The organism is Sphingobacterium yanglingense, from assembly GCF_004363245.1.
Taxonomy (GTDB): domain Bacteria; phylum Bacteroidota; class Bacteroidia; order Sphingobacteriales; family Sphingobacteriaceae; genus Sphingobacterium; species Sphingobacterium yanglingense.
This window is the reverse complement of the sequence record NZ_SNYV01000015.1, coordinates 412,758-428,027: the sequence shown is the minus strand read 5'-3', so window position 1 is coordinate 428,027 and position 15,270 is coordinate 412,758. Positions and strand designations below refer to the sequence as shown.

At 37.4% G+C, this 15,270-nt stretch carries 15 protein-coding genes; 8 read left to right on the top strand and 7 right to left on the bottom strand.

Going from position 1 to position 15,270, the window contains the following annotated elements; genetic code table 11:
- Positions 1-57: 57 nt before the first annotated feature.
- A complete protein-coding gene (locus tag CLV99_RS15650) occupies positions 58-1,002 on the top strand; it encodes a lipid A-modifier LpxR family protein (protein WP_133585450.1) in 945 nt (314 codons plus the stop codon).
- Positions 1,003-1,079: 77 nt separating this feature from the next.
- A complete protein-coding gene (gene mnmD / locus CLV99_RS15645) occupies positions 1,080-1,745 on the top strand; it encodes a tRNA (5-methylaminomethyl-2-thiouridine)(34)-methyltransferase MnmD (RefSeq protein WP_133585449.1) in 666 nt (221 codons plus the stop codon).
- Between the two features lie 51 nt (positions 1,746-1,796).
- Here mnmD and CLV99_RS15640 read toward each other — a convergent pair whose 3' ends face one another.
- The 4 genes from CLV99_RS15640 to CLV99_RS15625 all read right to left on the bottom strand — a co-directional run bounded on the left by CLV99_RS15640 (position 1,797) and on the right by CLV99_RS15625 (position 5,957).
- Positions 1,797-2,297: an FKBP-type peptidyl-prolyl cis-trans isomerase gene (locus CLV99_RS15640; protein WP_133585448.1), complete on the bottom strand. Its 501-nt coding sequence runs from the start codon at positions 2,295-2,297 to the stop codon at positions 1,797-1,799.
- 20 nt (positions 2,298-2,317) lie between these two features.
- Positions 2,318-4,330 (bottom strand): thioredoxin domain-containing protein, encoded by a 2,013-nt coding sequence (locus CLV99_RS15635; RefSeq protein ID WP_133585447.1) that lies wholly within the window; start codon positions 4,328-4,330, stop codon positions 2,318-2,320.
- Between the two features lie 381 nt (positions 4,331-4,711).
- A complete protein-coding gene (locus tag CLV99_RS15630) occupies positions 4,712-5,215 on the bottom strand; it encodes a SixA phosphatase family protein (protein ID WP_133585446.1) in 504 nt (167 codons plus the stop codon).
- Positions 5,205-5,957 carry a hypothetical protein gene (locus tag CLV99_RS15625; RefSeq protein ID WP_133585445.1) on the bottom strand — a complete coding sequence of 251 codons (753 nt, stop codon included), beginning with the start codon at positions 5,955-5,957 and terminating at the stop codon, positions 5,205-5,207. Before CLV99_RS15625 ends, CLV99_RS15630 begins: the two co-directional genes overlap by 11 nt.
- Before the next feature lie 528 nt (positions 5,958-6,485).
- Between CLV99_RS15625 and CLV99_RS15620 the strand changes: the two genes are divergently transcribed.
- From CLV99_RS15620 to CLV99_RS15600, 5 genes are all read left to right on the top strand, one after another.
- The gene (locus CLV99_RS15620; protein WP_133585444.1) at positions 6,486-7,286 is read left to right on the top strand and encodes a methyltransferase, TIGR04325 family; all 801 of its coding nucleotides are present in this window, start codon (positions 6,486-6,488) and stop codon (positions 7,284-7,286) included.
- Complete coding sequence (locus CLV99_RS15615; RefSeq protein ID WP_133585443.1) at positions 7,276-8,289, top strand: glycosyl transferase; 1,014 nt, start codon at positions 7,276-7,278, stop codon at positions 8,287-8,289. The genes CLV99_RS15620 and CLV99_RS15615 overlap by 11 nt, the downstream gene beginning before the upstream one ends.
- Complete coding sequence (locus CLV99_RS15610) at positions 8,268-8,636, top strand: sugar 3,4-ketoisomerase (RefSeq protein WP_133585442.1); 369 nt, start codon at positions 8,268-8,270, stop codon at positions 8,634-8,636. The genes CLV99_RS15615 and CLV99_RS15610 overlap by 22 nt, the downstream gene beginning before the upstream one ends.
- Positions 8,633-9,718 (top strand): DegT/DnrJ/EryC1/StrS family aminotransferase, encoded by a 1,086-nt coding sequence (locus CLV99_RS15605; RefSeq protein ID WP_133585441.1) that lies wholly within the window; start codon positions 8,633-8,635, stop codon positions 9,716-9,718. Before CLV99_RS15610 ends, CLV99_RS15605 begins: the two co-directional genes overlap by 4 nt.
- Before the next feature lie 64 nt (positions 9,719-9,782).
- The gene (locus tag CLV99_RS15600) at positions 9,783-10,877 is read left to right on the top strand and encodes a glycosyltransferase family 4 protein (RefSeq protein WP_133585440.1); all 1,095 of its coding nucleotides are present in this window, start codon (positions 9,783-9,785) and stop codon (positions 10,875-10,877) included.
- Positions 10,878-10,907: 30 nt separating this feature from the next.
- On the opposite strand, the gene CLV99_RS15595 is transcribed toward CLV99_RS15600, so the two are convergent.
- The 3 genes from CLV99_RS15595 to CLV99_RS15585 all read right to left on the bottom strand — a co-directional run bounded on the left by CLV99_RS15595 (position 10,908) and on the right by CLV99_RS15585 (position 13,638).
- The gene (locus CLV99_RS15595) at positions 10,908-11,846 is read right to left on the bottom strand and encodes a beta-1,6-N-acetylglucosaminyltransferase (protein WP_133585439.1); all 939 of its coding nucleotides are present in this window, start codon (positions 11,844-11,846) and stop codon (positions 10,908-10,910) included.
- A 47-nt stretch (positions 11,847-11,893) separates the two neighbouring features.
- Positions 11,894-12,667, bottom strand: a complete 774-nt coding sequence (locus CLV99_RS15590; protein ID WP_133585438.1) for a glycosyltransferase family 2 protein — start codon at positions 12,665-12,667, stop codon at positions 11,894-11,896.
- Between the two features lie 89 nt (positions 12,668-12,756).
- Complete coding sequence (locus CLV99_RS15585; protein WP_133585437.1) at positions 12,757-13,638, bottom strand: glycosyltransferase family 2 protein; 882 nt, start codon at positions 13,636-13,638, stop codon at positions 12,757-12,759.
- Positions 13,639-14,264: 626 nt separating this feature from the next.
- Here CLV99_RS15585 and CLV99_RS15580 point away from each other — a divergent pair.
- The gene (locus tag CLV99_RS15580) at positions 14,265-15,263 is read left to right on the top strand and encodes a glycosyltransferase family protein (RefSeq protein WP_133585436.1); all 999 of its coding nucleotides are present in this window, start codon (positions 14,265-14,267) and stop codon (positions 15,261-15,263) included.
- The last annotated feature ends 7 nt before the right edge of the window (positions 15,264-15,270 follow it).

Here is a 15,270-nt window from a genome sequence, read left to right as displayed (position 1 = left end):
CTCTATTTTGTTGTTATTGTGACCGGTGTTATTAATTCATAGATTATAAGATAATAAATGGGTAGACGGTTTATCTCTCCCTTCATAAAGATAGTATTTGTATTAGGAGGCTTTTTCCTAAGTCTATCTGCCGTGTTTTCCCAAACGAATAGACGTTATGCGCTTAGTCTACAGACGGACAATGACTCCTATCTCATGACAGGGCAGGACCAGTACTATACGAATGGATTGGTGATAACTTTTGATAAACCTTTACAACAAAATTCAGGTAGAGGCGATTTATTACGGTTGGAGTTGGGCCATCAGCTTTTTAATGGTAGTGAAGTGCACGATCGTAATGATTATAATTGGGACCGTCCGTCTACAGGGCGTTTTTTTCTGAATAGCCAATTCCAACGTATATATACTAATGAGTGGCTCTGGACTGTTAAGGCAGAAGTCGGTGTTGTCGGTGGGGCGGGGCAAGGAAAGCAGATACAGCATTTTATCCATAGGCTATTTAACATGTATGAGGTCGAAAGCTGGGAATCTGATCTCCGTAGTTCCGTTGGTGTGGACATAGAAGGGACCGTTATGAAAAAGCTATGGCGCAATCAGACGGATCATTTTGAGATTTCTGGAAGGGCCGTGGGGCGCGGAGGTATGAATTTTTCTCATTTTTCGGGGCAGGTATATTTTCGTGTAGGCAAATTGACTCCTTATAGACAAAGTCATTTTACGGGTAATGGTGGTTTTTTTTCTGATGAAGGAGAATACTATTTTTTCTATACACCTGGCTATATGTATCAGTTTTATGATGCAACGATAGAGGGAGCATTGTTTGCTCGTAGAAAGGATGAGCGATATCATATTTCCAGTCACGTATTGACACAGCAAGTCGGTTTTGCCTATTCTAAGGGTCGGTTTTCTATCGATGCATCTTTTCTATTTAATACAAGAGAGGGAAAGGAAATGCTTGGCAATCATCAGTACGGTCGAATTAAAACGGGATTCCGTTTCTAAATACTTGTATTTTCATCATTTTTTTACTGGGGCCTTTGCTGTGAATTTGTGTAAGTTTGTTCAAAAAATAGATTAATATGGATTTCGTTGTTACGGCCGATGGTTCGAGTACGCTATATCATGCCGAAGTAGGTGAGCATTACCATTCAAAGCATGGTGCGCTGCAAGAGAGTAAGCATGTATTTATACATTCAGGGTTAGCGTATTTTATTGAAAAGGAGAAGGTGGATTCGGTCGCTATCTTGGAAGTTGGTTTCGGTACGGGGCTCAACTTTTTGCAGTCTACAGATTACAGTATCCGCGAAGGAATCAAATTACAGTATTGTGGGATAGAAGCCTATCCTTTAGCAGCGGATATTATATTTAGTATGGGCTATGATAATTATGTTTCTCTATCGGTGTGGAATGCTTTCAAGGATAAATATGCTGATGCTTTGACGAGATCGGTGCATTTTGCCGACGATATCGACTGGCAGATTGCTCATTGTAAGGTATTGGAGTTTAAGAGCGATCAGTTATTTGATGTTATCTATTTTGATGCTTTTGCAGCGATACATCAACCGGAAATGTGGACCGATGAGACCTTGGCCCATGTGTGTCAATATCTGCGTGTCGGCGGGGTATTTGTTACGTATGCTATTACTGGTAATCTAAAGCGATCAATGAAGGCGTTGGGATTTGAAATCGAAAAGGCCCCAGGTGCACCGGGGAAAAGAGAGATGTTACGAGCTGTAAAACTATAGAGTCAAGAGCAAAGAGCAAAGATTGTTGGATGTCTTTGCTCCTTTTTTTATTTAGTGACCTTCTGTACCGTCAATACCGTGAGAGTGGCCATGAGAAAGCTCCTCTTCAGTTGCTGGACGCATTGCAAGAATTTCAATGTCAAAGTTTAGCTTTTTACCTGCCATTGGGTGGTTCAAGTCAGCTACGACAACCTCTGGGCTTACTTCAACTACTACTGCGCGGAATTGGTTTCCTTGATTGTCTTGTAATGGTAATACTTCTCCGACAGGAGGCAAACCAGTTTCATTAAACATGTCTGCAGGCAATTGTGCCATTGCTTTGTCATCTCTCTCTCCGTAAGCATCAACAGCATCTAATGCAAAAGATGTTTTGTCACCAATTTGAAGACCAGCAATGTTTTCCTCAAATTTAGGTAACATCATTCCTACACCGTATAGAAATGTAAGTGGATTTTCAGTTGTTGTCTGCTCTACAAACGTTTTCTCTCCGTTTCCTTCAATTGTGTGAAGTGTGTAATTCAACGTTACTACGTTGTTGTTTTCTATTGCCATTTTTTACTGTTTAAAGAGGTTTAAGCCTCGTTCTTATTTATTAATTCAATCAATTGTGCAATCGACAGCTGGGGTAGACTGCAGGTTTTATTCCGACAAAGGTATGCTTTTGAATCGAATTCTTGTTTATTTACTAACAAAGGAAGTGTAGAATTTGTTCCTCCCAATATTATTTTATTTGGCACATAGAGGTTCTGCTCCAATTCTTTGCGCCATTCGTTGGCTTGCTGTCCTGTCAAAGCAATTTCATTAGTGCCAAAGTATATTTCTAATAATTGTATTGCCCAGTTGGAGTAGGCGGATCCATAACTGGCGATGTGTGGGAAGACATTGGCAAATACCTGATCAGCTATCGCTGTGAAATTCTCATCATCGAAAAGGATCCCTAATTTGTAAAGCTGACGTACCATGCTTGATGCCGATCCCGGAATAACATTGTCCATGATTTCGCTTTTTCGGGCAATGAGTTCCTCACCATCCTTAGGCGTATAGTAGAAGGTTGCGGTATCTATCTCGTAAAACAATTCGATAGCACGGTCGGCCAAAGCTTTGGCTTTGTAAAGCCAAGATTCATCAAAAGTTGCTTCATACAAGGCAATATAAGCCTCGGTAGTAAATGCATAGTCATCGAGAAAACCAGCAATCTTTCTATTATTATCTTGTGGTTGATGGAGGAGGGAATTCCCTATAGAACATTCTTGAGCTATAAAATCGGCTATACCTAGCGCTGTGGATAAGTACAGCGGATCATTAAAAACTCGGTAGGCGTCAACAAGTCCTTTTAATAGTAATGCATTCCAGCTTGTCAGCTGTTTTGTGTCCAGTCCTGGCCGTACTCTTGCTGCTCGATATTGTAGTAATTTCGCTTTTATCTCCGCGATATAGGTATTCCATTCTTCTGGAGAAAAGCCAGCTTCGGTAATGAGCTGTTTGTTATTGTTGCTTACAAATGGGATGTTGGTTCGTTCTTCGACCCAGTTGCCTTTTTTTGTGATATTGAAGTAATTTCTAGCGAGTTCTGCATCATCGCCCAATAAATTAAATTCTTCTGAGTCGAAGGTGTAAAACTTGCCTTCTACTCCTTCACTATCTGCATCTAGTGCACTGTAAAAACCTCCATTAGGAGCTCTCATTTCGCGTATAGCCCAGGCAATAGTCTCTTGTACTGTGTTTTTATAGTTTATATTTGGGGACTGTTGGTAAGCTTCACTGTAAAGCGATATCAACTGTCCGTTATCATATAGCATTTTTTCGAAATGGGGTACATGCCACTTTTCGTCCACAGAGTAGCGGCAGAAACCACCACCGATGTGGTCGTATATTCCCCCGTTGGCAATCTGTTCTAACGTGAAATGTACATGTGTGAGAATCTCTTGGTCTTTGGTCAAGGTGGCATACCGTAAGAGAAAAGTCCAGTTGTTAGGTAGCGGAAATTTCGGAGACCTACGGTAGCCTCCCTCACGGTAGTCAAATAGTTCTTTCCAAGGTAATACGACCGACTTGAGATCCGTTAAGCTGTATTGTTCCGGAATCTCGGCAATAGGTAAGCGTTCTGCCTGTTGTATTCCAGCCGTTAGTTTTTCTGCGTAGTCGATTGCTATTTGTGGTGTTTCTTCCCACATCTGAGCTATCTGTAATAGGATATTCTGCCAGTCCTGCGGTTTGAAATAGGTGCCACCATAGATAGGGCGCCCATCAGGAAGGCAGATTACATTAAGGGGCCAGCCTCCGGATTTAGTCATCAGTTGTACTGCAATCATGTAAATCTGGTCGATGTCCGGACGCTCTTCTCTATCTATTTTGATTGATACATAGAACTTATTCATTGTTTGTGCAATAGCTTCGTTTTCGAAGCTTTCGCGTTCCATGACATGGCACCAATGGCAGGCCGAATAACCAATACTGATGATGATTAATTTATTTTCTTGTTTAGCTTTCGTCAATGCTTCTTCTCCCCAAGGCATCCAATGGACTGGATTGTGCATATGCTGCTTGAGATAGGGAGAGCTCTCGTTTTGGAGTTTATTTGCCATATAGCTAAGGTACGTAAAAGTTATTTATCCTATAATTCTCTTCGCTTATACGAGAATTATAGAGTAAAAATAATTTCTTTAAAAGTTGTTTTATTATTGTTTCGAGATTGTTTCTGTTTGATTTGGCGGAAAATGCTTGTTGAACCCAAGGTTTTTTGGAACTTGCCTAAGCCTTTTTCCAAAGTTGCTTAGGCAAGTTTAGAAAAAGACTTAGGTAAAATAAAAAATGACCGCGGCCATTTTTGAAAAAAATCACTGACTTTATCTCTAAAAAAAGCAGGATCGTCGTAGAAGCAATATAGAGCGTTTTGAGGGCGTTTATTTTTTAATGGTATAATTGGTCAGATTTGGTTTTTGTTCGAAATTAACTTTTGGTTAACCTTAGCTGAGATGTTCTGTAATCGTTTGTGTTAAGGTTCCTGTTCCTCCGGATAAACTAGCGAAATCGATTCCCTCCTCCAAGTCTATAACAGCGACATGGGATGTTTTTAGGTCGATATAGCTGTTGCAGATGTAATTCGTAAGATCGGATAACCCGGGGTTATGGCCGAATACCAGTACAGTATTGATATGGTCGGGTATTTGATTGATGATGTGCAAAATATCCTGATAGTATGCTTCGTATACGGCCTTTGTCTGTAGTATATTGTGTACTGGAAATCCTAACGATGCACAGAAAATGTGTGCGGTCTGTATTGCTCTATTCGCTGTAGATGAGATTACAGCAGTCTTATCATCAACGATGAGTATATCTTTTAATTTGCTTGCGATATATTGTGCACGGACAGCTCCTTTGTCCATGATATTCCGGTCAAAGTCTTTCTTCTCCCAAGTTGGTATTTCAGCTTTAGCGTGCCGAATGATGTAGAGTTTTTTATTTGACATCTAGCTGTTTGAGTTTTGTTTTGAAGCGAACGAATCCATCTTTAATCCGGTAAGCTGTGCCATCTTCAGTATATACATTGACTTCGAACCGTGCTTCCACTCGTAAAGCATCATTTTTTAAGGTATCAAGATTAATAATATGAAAGTAAGAGTCGTCTTGCAGGTGGTTGTCCAGGTGTGATCTTACCAGTATAGACAGAGCCGGTATTGATGTTGTCAACCTTTCTTTGGTCTGTATCGGATTTAATTCTAGGCTAACACCATGGGTTTTGTTTTCTAAGTTGTTGTCAGTAGCAAAATCTTTTGGTCCTACCCGAAAAGTAGAGTCACTTTTATAAGGAACCAATAGATTGTCCTTCTTTACGAGATCTTTAGTTGCATATTTTTGGCTTAGACCAATAGAGATATTCGTGAACTCAGGGGATTTGAATGAAAATGTTTGTTCAAATAAGAGCGAATCGCTTTCACCATACCACCAATGACCACCAGTGACATAGGCAGCTTCTCGAGTGTTCACTGGTTCAGCGTAGGGCATAACATTGGTTTGTTTGTTCGCAAATCCAAAACCATCCATCTCCTTAGAACCATAAACTATTCCATTCAGCGTAAACGAAATACTGTCTCTATTAATCGGGTCAAGTGCTAGATTTTCTTCTTCCGTTGAGATTTCTTCGCCATCTTTCTGGCAAGATACCCATGATATTGCAAAGAAGAGGAGGAAGATCGGTATCAGAAATTTCATAGTTTAAAGTTATTATACCAAATATAGTCAATAAATTTTTAGTTTTCACGGATTTTCTTTTCTATTAACAATGTATATGTAGTTTTCTGTTGCTTAATGTGTTAAGCTATATATAGCAGATGATTTTTTTTTAAAGCCTTACTTAACCTTAGATACGTTATCTCCAATAGGATAGCGTCTAGAAGATATGAAAGTAAGTATTTAAATAGGGAGCTTGCATGAGAAGTGTTAATTAGTGTAAATAAATGTAAATTAAATATTTTTTAGACCGATTGTTGTATTATATTTGTTGCAATTGATATGAGCAAAGTTTAAAAACGGTAACACATTTTCAATTGTTTTAAATTATAGATTAACCATCAGCTGTGTGAAAAGAAAGTCTTCTCATGATTGGGTAGAAGGCTTGCTTAGATAAAAGCGATAGACTTCGATAGCAATGAAACCAATATAAACTATCAACCATAGAATAATAACATCCCTGGTAAGGGGTGTTGGTAAGATGTTTTATTATCCTTTTAGTATTATTTTATGCGTTTTTTTTCTAAAAAAAAGGCTGTTGTTGCACCTCCTTCCTACGGTTGGTTTGGTAATTATGATAGTTGGGAATCTGCTTGTCTAGAAACGACAGGTTATGATCAGGACAATATTTTACGGAAGACTTGGGCTGCATTGGCTCAGATCAGAGATGGTGATGCGGTATACGAGCGTGATTCCGTACTTTTTGATAAGAAGCAATACCCCTTTCCTTTAATTTCCTGTCTGTTATATATCGCTGCTAAAAATAACAACAAGTTAAGTGTATTGGATTTTGGAGGCTCTTTAGGGACTACTTATTTTAAAGTAGCCGAATTTATGAATCCCTTAGATTTGTTGACTTGGCATATTGTTGAGCAGTCTAGACATGTAGAAATAGGTAAAAAAGAGTTTGAAAATGAGCAACTCAGTTTTTTTTATACTATAGACGATAGTATGGCGAAGGTTCGTCCTCACGTTATTCTTCTTTCTAGTGTCGTACAGTATTTGCGTGATCCGCATGAGTTTTTAACGTTCCTCTCTTCTTTGAATGTGGATTATATTTTGTTTGACAGAACGGCATTTATTAAATCGGGGCCAGATCGACTGACCGTTCAGAAGGTGCCCCCATCCATTTATGAGGCATCTTATCCTTCTTGGTTTTTCAATGAACAAGCGTTTCTAGGTCATTTTTCAGATTATTACGTCATGGCGGATTTCATGTCTTATGTCGAAGGAGAATCTGAACTACAGATTGATGGTGAGTTAGCAGGGTATGATAAGGGATTTTTACTGTGTAGGAAATATGAAAAATAATTTTTGTACGCTATTTAATTCGGTCTATCTCACTCGGGGGATAGCGATGTATCGCTCACTGGAGCAGTATTGTCCGGATTTTCATCTCTATATCTATGCTTTTGATGATGCATGCTATACCGTGTTAACGGCTATGGACTTATCTAAAGTTACGGTATTAAGACTTGACGATTTTGAAGACGAGGAACTCCTATCGGTCAAACTTACACGTACACCGGGAGAGTACTGTTGGACATGTACTCCTGCAGTCATTTTACACGCCATCGAGACTTATGGGTTAGAGGCCTGTACTTATTTGGATGCCGATTTATTGTTCTTTAGTAATCCCAGTACCTTATTGGAGGAAATGGGCAATGCTTCGGTATTGATTACCCCACATCGCTATACCCCCGAATATGACCAATCGGCCACTAGCGGTATATATTGTGTGCAGTTTGTATGTTTTAAAAATACAGATGAGGGAATGAAGGTGTTAAGGTGGTGGCGATCAGCCTGTCTAGAATGGTGTTATAATAGGCTTGAAGAAGGTCGATTTGGAGACCAAAAGTATTTAGATGATTGGTGTACGAGGTTCTCAGGTGTACATGAGTTGATCCATCTTGGTGGCGGCGTGGCGCCTTGGAATGTGCAACAGTATGATTTCGAAGGAAGTCCAGATGCTGTATCTGGTCGAGAATTAGCTTCGGGAGCCAGTTTTGATTTAGTATTCTATCATTATCACGGCTTTAAGTATGCTGTGTCTAATGCCTATCAACCTTCTGAGGCTTATCTGCTTTCTGAAAATGATATGCGTTATATCTATAGACCTTATGTTCGAGCATTGTATACAGCCGCTCAAGAGATTAAAAAGTCTGGATGTCGGCAGGTTTTTCATGAATGCTTGGTTATTCCTCGTATCCGTGTCTCTTTGAGACGGATGTTTAATTTATACATTCGAGGAAAGTTCAAGAAATTTTATCATCAGTCTTATTTTTTAGGGGCATGGCACATCAGATCGATTTAAAAACTTTTACAGATGATCGAGGAAATTTAACTGTTATTGAAAAAGTTATCCCTTTCGATGTAAAGCGTATTTTCTATATATATGGTGTTAATGAAGCTGTACGGGGAGGACATCGGCATCATCTGACACGTCAGGCGGCTATTAGTATTCGTGGTAAATGTAGTATTTATAATTGTGACGGTGTAAATGAGCAGGTTTTTGAACTCGATCAGCCTCATAGTTGTTTGATTTTAGAAACCAGTGACTGGCATCAAATGTACAATTTCTCAGCTGACGCCATATTAATGGTGCTAGCTTCAGAATATTTTGATCCTAGTGATTATATATATGAACCCTATAGTAAATGATAGCTTACGAAGATCTTAAGAGAGTAAATGCTCCTTTTTTTGAAGAGTACTCTACTGTATTCCAAAGGGTGTTACATAGTGGTTGGTATATTCTTGGGCAAGAGGTTGAGAGCTTTGAACGTCAGTTTGCTACTTATTGCGGGGCTGAGCATTGTGTAGGGGTAGCTTCGGGATTAGATGCTTTGGTGTTGGCGCTTAAGCAGATGGGGTTTTCTAACGGAGATGAAGTTATTATGCCATCTAATTCCTATATCGCTTCGGTGTTGTCCGTAGTACATGCGGGTTTAAAACCTGTATTGGTAGAGCCTGATATACATAGTTATAATATAGATCCTTCCTTGATCGAGGCTGCTATCACAACGAAAACCAAAGCGATATTGGTTGTCCATCTGTATGGCCAAATGTGTGATATGGATGCTATTATGACTGTTGCGGCTAAATATCATCTACACGTTATAGAGGACTGTGCACAATCACACGGAGCCAAGTATCGGGGAAAAATGGCCGGGACCATTGGAGACTTCGGGGCTTACAGCTTTTATCCTACCAAAAATTTAGGTGCATTAGGCGATGGAGGTGCATTGATTACCAATAGTAGTACAGCAGCTCAGCAGATTAAGGTGCTGCGTAACTATGGATCTTCTGTCAAGTATGTAAACGATGAAGTCGGTTATAATTCGAGGTTGGATGAAGTTCAGGCTGCTTTTTTGGGAGTAAAACTAAAATATCTTGATGTTATTAATGCGCACAAGCGGATGTTGGCAAGTATTTATCTGAGTGAGCTAAAAGAACAGTTTATTCTACCTGTAGTCAACGATGGGTATGAAGATGTCTATCATATTTTTGCAATTAGGCACCATGATCGAGATCGTCTGCGTGGATATTTGTTAGATAATGGGGTGAAAACGGAGGTTCACTATCCTATTTCTCCGCATCAACAGAAGGCTATGAAGGGCGTATTTACGGGAGGGGGATTTCCAATTGCAGAAGAAATCCAAAATACCGTTTTAAGTTTGCCTATTTCGTTTGCTCATACGGAAGCCGAGGTACTTCAAGTAGTCGATGTATTGAATAAGTTCTAAGTTATTTGTAATGCTTACCTTTGCTCTTCTTTAGTAAAAAGGTAAGCTTTATAAATTTCTTTGGATGAATATTTTGTATGATTATCAGATTTTCGTGGCTCAAAAGTTCGGTGGAATATCTAGGTATTTTGTTGATCTAATGGCAGGGATAGAGAATATGCCGGGATTTTCTACTCACTTGGAAGTTGTGGGGAATAAAAATTACTATCTACCCTTGCGTTATTTCAAAGAGTTTTCTTTAATAGAAAAGCTAAAAAAATATCCAAGGAAAGAGCATAAAGCCTTTTTGAAAAACCAACGTACTACGTTAGAAATGCTTGATAGTGGAGATATAGATGTGTTTCATCCGACGTATTATGATTCTTATTTTATTGATCAGGTCAAAAAGCCTTTAGTTATTACTATTCATGATATGATCTATGAAAATTTTCCTAGTCTATTTCCTTCCAACGAACCAACTGCCCATCAAAAACGGTTACATATTGAAAGAGCAGATCAGATTATTGCTGTTTCGCAAAGGACTAAGGAAGATATTTTGAAGTATTATGATGTCAATGACGATAAGATTACTGTTGTACATCATGGTATAGATCAATACGTGCCATTATCATATGAAGGTATAGAAGATCTCCCTAGAGAATATGTTTTGTATGTTGGTAGCCGTAGTGGTTATAAAAATTTCGATCTTTTAGTGCAGGCTTTTTCCGGTATTTCTAAAAAGTATGATGGTCTAAAACTTGTTGTTGCGGAGAGTCCCCTTGGTATAGCGGAAGAAGAACTGTTATGGAGAAATGGTATTCAAGACAAGGTGATTACTTTTGCGGCTAGTGATGGACAGTTGAACACACTGTATAAAAACGCGTTTTTTTTCGTTTATCCTTCTACGTATGAGGGATTTGGTCTTCCGATTTTGGAAGCTTATAAAAATGAATGCCCTGTTTTATTAAGTAATGCGAGTTGTTTCCCTGAGATTGCAGGGGAAGCTGCTGCCTATTTTGAAACCTTTTCACTAGAGTCTCTTATAGAACAAATGGATTTATTGATAGAAAACTCTGCCTATAGAAATCAACTGATACAGCTGGGAAAGGAAAAGCTACAGGAGTATCCTATGGAGTCTTGTATTGATCGTACTGCGGCTGTCTACAAGATGCTAGCTTAAGCCTTATTTTTGCAATGCAACATCTTTAATCTATTTAAAAGAGTTCACATTGTGAAATTTCTCATCTAGTAGATCTAATATCGTCTCATCGTAAGTACAGTCAAATTTCCGAGCAAACAGTTTGTTGTCACCTTGGCTAGTGAGTTCAGTCAGGTCATCTTGATTAAATATGACAGGTAGATTGTCGTAGTTTTCTCTCGTCCAGTTTACATAGGTAAGCATGGGCTGGTAGTTAATGCTGGAGTCATTTTTTTCTAGTAACTTAATGACCGTCTGAAAAAACAGTTCATCGCAACATTTAACGTATTTAAAGTAGGTGAATAGTGTTGTTCTGTTTTGTCTTACAAAATGTTGAATAGCATTCAACATTTCATAGTTTAGTGACCACCAGTTTGACCCCCCGTAGAGTGGAAATGGAATATCCCTTTTTTGTAAGGTATCACAGAAAGTGGAAAAATTTATCTTCCCTTTTAATAAGAGTTTAAATGCTTGTTTATATCTTCTTGGTTTTAGTAGTATGAAGTCGGATTTCTGGTTTGAATAGTTTATTTTATATAAATCAGTTCTACTGCTACGTTCGTTTTCTTCCCAGACCTTTTCTATTGGATCTAATTCTATAAAATTCTTTAATGCGTTTTCTTCGTAAAAGTCCTCAATATAATTTGTCGATTTTATAGGGTAATCTTCTCCGCTCAGCAAAACAAAACGACCTGATTGATGATCTGCTAATGCAGCGTTGATGAGGTTTAATGTTGCTTTCACCTGACTGAAGTCTCCCCAAATGCAATCTTCTCTTGATTCAATAAAAGACACACGGCTGTCGTTTATTGCTGCTGTAAATTCCTGTATCGAAGATTTAAGGTCTACATGTACATAGAAAAATGAATGATCCGACTTTAACCTTGCAATCAGTCGCTTGACCTGTTTAGGGTTTTTGTGTACCGCAAGTAGGTATATTATCTTGTTCATTGATCAGAAATGATGATTTAAAGATTGTAATTTGGGTGACCTGTTTTTTATTGGAATTTTTTAACACCAAGTTTTTTTAACCATTTGAAGCCTTTGGAAGACTGTATTTTGCGTAACGTCTCTGTGTCTTTTTTCTGATTTAAATATTGTTTGTAAAATAAGGGAAACTCTGATGTTAAGAAGTGCGTTCTTTCAACTCTAATTTGTTCTTGATTTTTGGGGTCAGAGCTCATTCCATTTGTGTCGAAAATAGAAATAATTTGGTTGATATGTTTTGTAGAAACGTTTCCTCTGAGTATACATGTCAAAAAGAAACTCCAATCAGAAATGATTTTGTAATCGGTGTTATAAAGTCCATATTGCTCAAATAAGGAGCGTTTAATAAATGTCGATGGATGAGCTAGTGAGGCTTCAAACAGAAATTCTACGGTAAGCTCTTCTGGACAGTGATACGGAGCAGTATGATCTGTATGATCGAATAGTAAATCCCCATATACAATGTCTGTTTTGGTCAGATTTGAAATTATGTCTTCCAAGGTTTTTTCGGAGTAGAATATATCTCCACTATTTAGGAATAATAAATATTCGCCACTCGCTATTTTAATGCCTTTGTTCATCGCGTCGTAAACTCCCGAATCTTTTTCAGAAATCCATTGATTTACACGTGTGTTCGATTCTACTAAGGATAAACTGCCATCATCAGATAATCCATCTATTATTATATACTCAAAATCCTGAAAAGTTTGATTTTTAATGGATTCTATTGTTTTAGTTAAGCCTGATTTATTATTCAGATTGATAGTAATAATAGATAGTTGCATTGTCGTTTTTTCAAAAAAGTATATATAGATTTATTTAAACTTTATCCCTCTTGCTATTTTTTTATTCACAGCTTTTTTCTAGACTTTGATTATTTTGTTATTTTTCTCCAGAATCGTTTTGCATACTGTTTAATTGTATTCTTGAGTTGCGAGAAATTTGGGTTTTCAAATGATTTTTTGAGATTATTTATTTCGTCATCCATGCTTTTTAGAGTAAGCATATATCGTTCGTGCGTGGATGCCATAAAACTTCCGATATATTCTTCTTTAATATGTTCTATTAGATAGACATTTACTTTTTTAGTGTTCTCCATCATGAAAAAGCGATCTTTTGTCATGCTTTTGTCATGTGAACGGTAGTAGTTTAATGTTTGATCTTTCCATATTGTAGTTGGATTTTTTTCAAATGTTTTAATCCAAAACAACCAGTCTTCTTTAGCTTTTAATTCTGTCTTGAAACCAGAAGATGGGATAACGCTTCTTTTAAAAATTGCACAATGAATGGGAATTGAAAAATCAATGTCCCAATGCAGTAGTATTGAGGTATAGTCAAAATAGCTTTCTTTAAGATCACAAAAAGGGGGTAAGGTCTTTTTCCGATAGTACATTTGAAAGTTTGACAACAAAATATCATGGGAAGATGTCTCAAGTTCATTTTTAAAGATCTCAAATTTATCGGTGTGAATGAAATCGTCACAATCTAGAAATTGGATATATTCTGCTTGTGCTTTTTGGAGACCATAGTTACGAGCTGAACTAAGACCTCCGTTCTCTTTTTCGTAGTATTTGAACCTCGGGTCTTTTGCTCTCCATTTTTTTGCAACTATTGCTGTGTCGTCAGGCGATCCGTCATTAACAATGATACATTCCCAATTGGTATATTTTTGTGCGTATATAGATTCTAAACAGGTATCTAAGTATTTTGCCTGAAGATAACAAGGTATGATAATAGCTATTTTTGGTGTATCCATATTAAATTTGATTGTTTCCAGCGTGCATTAAAGCTAATTTGCCCAATTCGTTCTGCTAGCGTCCATTTTCAAAGTACACAAGAGAATATGAATAATTTATGACAGTATGAGCTCCTTGCTGTTCATAGATTCTTACTTCTAAAATATAACGTAAGATTAGAAGATTATTTGTGTTTCTGAACGGAAAGTAATTATCCTAAAATTGTTTATTTGACACAGTTGCTTAACGATTATACCTTCAAAAAACTAGTTTCTATTATTAAATATTTCATTATGTTTTGAAACATTGCTCCAAAAATAACTAATTAAAACGAGCTAGTATACACTTATATTTCTGATCGCTGATATTTGTTTGGGTAAGAAAACATCGGTTCGAGATGTAAATTCTTGTCTAAGAAGAAAAATTAGTGCCTCGATGAGAGTGTAATTATGTAAATGAAGCAGAGAAATTTTATCATCGTGTTTTGAGATATGGTTATTGTGAGGTTCTACTATTGTTGCGGGCTTAATGCATCAAGTCTTGAAAAAAAAAAGTAATATTGTCTGGATATTATTTAGTGAAAAGTATAATCTATACCTATCAAGGACGAGTATAATACCCATTTTAGTACGTTTAAGTTAATTACATGTCAAAGAAGAAAATTTTACTAGCTGCACCTAATTCGTTTAATATATATCAGCCCATCGCTAAAAATCTTGAATTTTTGGGGTATGAGGTTACCCATATTGAAGACCATGGCTATGGGTTTAAGTATAGTTCTCTTGGGCAGCGTCTGCGTAGTTTTTTTAAAAAAGTAGTGTTTAATGACAAAGAGTACAAAACAAAGTTAAAGCTTAGATACAATTACACCAGACAATCTAAGATTATAGCAGATGCCGCCCCATTTGATATAGCGCTGGTTTTTCGAGCAGATTTCTTTGACAGAGAGCTGGTTAAGGAAATACAAGCAAGTGCAGAGCAAAGTATTAGTTTTCATTTTGATGGAGTAGGTCGTGATCCCGTAATATTGGATTACGTGCAGTACTTTGATCGTTTTTATGTGTTTGATAAAGAAGACCTAGTGAAATACCCATCCTATGGTTTGTTGTACTCTCCTAATTTTTATTTTGATTATCCTGAAAAGTCGGATCCGGAAACTGTTTATGACGTTTATTATGTAAGCAGTTTTCAGACGAGCCGGGTTGATCATCTACTAAGTTTGTACAAGCAATTAGTTGGGTATTATAGCAAAGTTAAATTTGTTGTGATACCAGGAAGAGTGAACGAGAAAGATATTCCGGAGTTTATTCACCAGAATATGGAAATACAATCGCATCATGTTTCTTTTGAAGAGCAATTGGCTTATGTGAGAAATGCCAAAGTCATTATAGATCTTGTTCTTTCAGATCATAACGGATACTCTTTCCGAATAATAGAAGGGATTAAATATGGGAAGAAGGTTATAACAACCAATGCGACAGTTGTAGATGCTGATTTCTATCATCCAAATAATTTTTTTATTTGGACGCTCGAAACTGCAGATAAATTGGCCGATTTTTTAGAAACTCCTTATCACCCGTTGTCAGCAGAAGTTCGTTCAAAATATGGTTTTTCAGCCTGGTTGGATGCCAAGCTATTAGATTAAGAGAACA

Excerpts from the sequence above, each read along its gene's own strand:
- CLV99_RS15650 (WP_133585450.1), top strand. The coding sequence starts at position 58 with ATGGGTAGACGGTTTATCTCTCCCTTCATAAAGATAGTATTTGTATTA.
- mnmD (WP_133585449.1), top strand. The coding sequence starts at position 1,080 with ATGGATTTCGTTGTTACGGCCGATGGTTCGAGTACGCTATATCATGCC.
- CLV99_RS15640 (WP_133585448.1), bottom strand. The coding sequence starts at position 2,297 with ATGGCAATAGAAAACAACAACGTAGTAACGTTGAATTACACACTTCAC.
- CLV99_RS15635 (WP_133585447.1), bottom strand. The coding sequence starts at position 4,330 with ATGGCAAATAAACTCCAAAACGAGAGCTCTCCCTATCTCAAGCAGCAT.
- CLV99_RS15630 (WP_133585446.1), bottom strand. The coding sequence starts at position 5,215 with ATGTCAAATAAAAAACTCTACATCATTCGGCACGCTAAAGCTGAAATA.
- CLV99_RS15625 (WP_133585445.1), bottom strand. The coding sequence starts at position 5,957 with ATGAAATTTCTGATACCGATCTTCCTCCTCTTCTTTGCAATATCATGG.
- CLV99_RS15620 (WP_133585444.1), top strand. The coding sequence starts at position 6,486 with ATGCGTTTTTTTTCTAAAAAAAAGGCTGTTGTTGCACCTCCTTCCTAC.
- CLV99_RS15615 (WP_133585443.1), top strand. The coding sequence starts at position 7,276 with ATGAAAAATAATTTTTGTACGCTATTTAATTCGGTCTATCTCACTCGG.
- CLV99_RS15610 (WP_133585442.1), top strand. The coding sequence starts at position 8,268 with ATGGCACATCAGATCGATTTAAAAACTTTTACAGATGATCGAGGAAAT.
- CLV99_RS15605 (WP_133585441.1), top strand. The coding sequence starts at position 8,633 with ATGATAGCTTACGAAGATCTTAAGAGAGTAAATGCTCCTTTTTTTGAA.
- CLV99_RS15600 (WP_133585440.1), top strand. The coding sequence starts at position 9,783 with ATGAATATTTTGTATGATTATCAGATTTTCGTGGCTCAAAAGTTCGGT.
- CLV99_RS15595 (WP_133585439.1), bottom strand. The coding sequence starts at position 11,846 with ATGAACAAGATAATATACCTACTTGCGGTACACAAAAACCCTAAACAG.
- CLV99_RS15590 (WP_133585438.1), bottom strand. The coding sequence starts at position 12,667 with ATGCAACTATCTATTATTACTATCAATCTGAATAATAAATCAGGCTTA.
- CLV99_RS15585 (WP_133585437.1), bottom strand. The coding sequence starts at position 13,638 with ATGGATACACCAAAAATAGCTATTATCATACCTTGTTATCTTCAGGCA.
- CLV99_RS15580 (WP_133585436.1), top strand. The coding sequence starts at position 14,265 with ATGTCAAAGAAGAAAATTTTACTAGCTGCACCTAATTCGTTTAATATA.